Origin of the sequence: Floridaenema fluviatile BLCC-F154, from assembly GCF_041929135.1 — a bacterium.
Classification (GTDB): domain Bacteria; phylum Cyanobacteriota; class Cyanobacteriia; order Cyanobacteriales; family Aerosakkonemataceae; genus Floridanema; species Floridanema fluviatile.
This window is the reverse complement of sequence record NZ_JBHFNS010000021.1, coordinates 1-2,868: the sequence shown is the minus strand read 5'-3', so window position 1 is coordinate 2,868 and position 2,868 is coordinate 1. Positions and strand designations below refer to the sequence as shown.

At 32.8% G+C, this 2,868-nt stretch carries 3 protein-coding genes; 1 reads left to right on the top strand and 2 read right to left on the bottom strand.

Going from position 1 to position 2,868, the window contains the following annotated elements; all coding sequences use genetic code 11:
• Window positions 1–121: 121 nt before the first annotated feature.
• Window positions 122–424 carry a hypothetical protein gene (locus ACE1B6_RS05950; protein WP_413256328.1) on the top strand — a complete coding sequence of 101 codons (303 nt, stop codon included), beginning with the start codon at window positions 122–124 and terminating at the stop codon, window positions 422–424.
• 25 nt (window positions 425–449) lie between these two features.
• On the opposite strand, the gene ACE1B6_RS05945 is transcribed toward ACE1B6_RS05950, so the two are convergent.
• Both ACE1B6_RS05945 and ACE1B6_RS05940 read right to left on the bottom strand, forming a co-directional pair.
• Window positions 450–1,127: an RloB family protein gene (locus ACE1B6_RS05945; RefSeq protein ID WP_413256327.1), complete on the bottom strand. Its 678-nt coding sequence runs from the start codon at window positions 1,125–1,127 to the stop codon at window positions 450–452.
• Window positions 1,124–2,428 (bottom strand): AAA family ATPase, encoded by a 1,305-nt coding sequence (locus ACE1B6_RS05940; protein ID WP_413256326.1) that lies wholly within the window; start codon window positions 2,426–2,428, stop codon window positions 1,124–1,126. Before ACE1B6_RS05940 ends, ACE1B6_RS05945 begins: the two co-directional genes overlap by 4 nt.
• Window positions 2,429–2,868: the final 440 nt, after the last annotated feature.

Genomic DNA, 2,868 nt, shown 5'->3' with positions numbered 1-2,868 from the left:
CGTGTTCTTCGTGTCTAAGTGCTACGCACCGCTACGCGAACGTGGTTCAAAAAAAGGGTAATCAACCCGGTTTTAGTATTAAACTCAATTACAGAACTGTTTCCCAAGCATATTTGTATTTATGACCAACTTACTAGAAATAGAAGCAGCAATTAAACAACTTCCAGAAAACGATGTTCGCCAATTGGCAACATGGCTGCAAAACTATTTAAATGAAAAGTGCGATCGACAAATCGAGTCAGATTTAGCATCAGGAAAATTAGACGATCTCATTGCTAAAGCCGAAGCAGATATCGCCGCAAATAACGTGAAGGAAGTCAATGAAGTAAAAAAACTCCGAGGTATTCTCAAAGATAAAAATCCCGATCGCAAATTAGTTGATGAGCTAATTCAAGAACGTCGAGAGGAAGCAGCGAGTGAGTAATTTTAGTGTAATAGAGCGATCGCTTTTATTCCTTTTCAGGCTCAAAAATTACTTCATTGAGCTTTTCTACTAATTTATAAACGGTTGTTGATGGATTTTGATTATGTATTCTTGTTCTTTCTTCCAGTGGTAAATCATCCAACTTTTCTGGATCTATATCATAACTTGCTAATAATTTCTTAGCAAACTTAACAGCCTTAACTTGTTTATCTTTCAGTTTTTCATACATATTATCACAATTTTTCTCATATTTCACACCTAGTCTACTACTAAGCATCTCTTTGAAATCGCTGCGATGTGTTTCACTCACATAATATTCATAATGTAATAAAAACCATAGCTCAAAAGCATCATTAGAAATAGCTAGATTTATTTGGTTTTCCATAGCTAATCTGATCGCTTCATTAAAATTTTGCTGATTATTATTTTCCTTTTTTGCATCTCTATCAAATACACACCAAACCTCATCTTTATCATAAGAACCATCATCTTTTAAATTTTTAGCTTTTTTTACTACCGTTATACTGACTGCACCCGCTGCTATAATTTGAATAGATGCAGTTTTGGTTTCTCTACCTATCTTTTGAAAAGCTGCAAAATAATTTGGCTCAGTTTCTATACCTTCACAAACAATCAGAAAGGTTTTCCTTGGGGGTTTATAATTTGTTTTTCTCTCAAAAGGTTTACGAGGTTTTTTACTCATTTCTCCTGACTAGCTAAAAGCTGACGAAAATTCCCAATAAAAGGAATTGCTCCATATTTACCACGAATATAATCTGATTCAAAAGAAGCGTCTTCTTGGATATCATACTCAACCAAAGAATATAAATCTGTCGCTCCTTGTTTATTTTTTTCTGTAAACCATATTTGATCTCGCCTTAATAATCTGCTGCCAAACAAACGAGAACTCAACAAATTTGTATCGTGAGTCATAAAAATAAGCTGCGCTCCTTTTGAGTTATACTTATTTGAATTAAATAACTGTACGATTTTATGAGTAATAATAGGATGTAACTTTGCATCTAATTCATCTATAACAATAAGATGTCCGTTTTTTAGGGCATTCAAAAGAATGCCTGAGAAATAAAATAGTTTTTTAGTTCCTTCTGATTCATTTTCTTCTAACTCGAATTTTTCAGTTCCCACAACTTCGCCTTCTTCATTATACTTTTCGTGTAATGTTTGAATGCTAGTACTAGAGATTTCACTGGCTGAACGTAAAATTAAGCTTTTCAGTTCTTCTGGCATTTCTGAAGGCAGAGATACACTTTCTTTAGTCATACGAATATCGTATATGTATAAATCTAAGTCTTTAATAAATTGCACTATATCTTCTCTTTGAGAAAGTGAAGATTCAAAATATTTAATAGTAATATTTCTGTAATTTCTATCCTGAGTTCCTGATATAATTTGGCAGTTAAAAAACCATTTCAATATTTGTTCAGAAATTCTTCCATTAAACTGGGCTGAGACTGAGAGGAATAGAGAGTTATGTTTGGTTTTGTCTTCTAAACCTTTTCCCTCTTTAAAAAACTTTGGACTAATTTTAATTCTATTTTTATTTCTAGTAAACAGATTATATTCTTGTACATTTGTTGTACAGAATAGCCATTCCTTAACAACTTTTTCTTTAGTTACTTCAAAACCATATCTATAAAATTTATTATTTAGCCAAAAGTTAGCTTGGAAAAATGAGGGTTTATTTTTCGTTATCGTGCTAAGTCTAAAGGATTCTATTTCGATTTCATCAGTAATTTGAATTTGTCTGGAAGAATCAATAACAAACCTCTTCATAAATCCAAATGCTTTAGCAAAATTACTTTTACCACTTGCATTTGCTCCATAAATAGCAGCCGTTTGCAATAGATTCAATTCTTCATTTACTGCAAATACACTATTACTGTCTGATTCTCTATCTTGACTGTCTATATCAGATGCAACCATGCTGAATGTAACCGTCTCTTTAAAAGACAGAAAGTTACCAACTTGAAACTCAATCAGCATGAACCTTATTTAACCTTTTTACTTGTTTGTTCTAGTTAGCATTACAGCATATTCCAAGGATAGTAGCAACCCTCCTCTACAAAATTCGTTAAGCAATAGCTCATCTGGTATCATTTGAGTTAAAATTACGCTTATGCTGCAAGTATATTAAATAGCTATTACTTGATAAAAAATAACTTGTCAAGTTGTATAAATTTCCAGAAACCAACTCTGCAATTAGAAGCTGAAGGGTGCTTAACTATTTCTGATTTGGTGCGTCAAAGGTTAGGGTGGAAAAAGTGCGATCTTTATCTTCTTGAGCTTCTTTCTTCTTCTTTCTTCGTGTTCTTCGTGTCTAAGTGCTACGCACCGCTACGCGAACGTGGTTCAAAAAAAGGGTAATCAACCCGGTTTTAGTATTAAACTCAATTACAGAACTGTTTCCCAAGCATATTTGTATT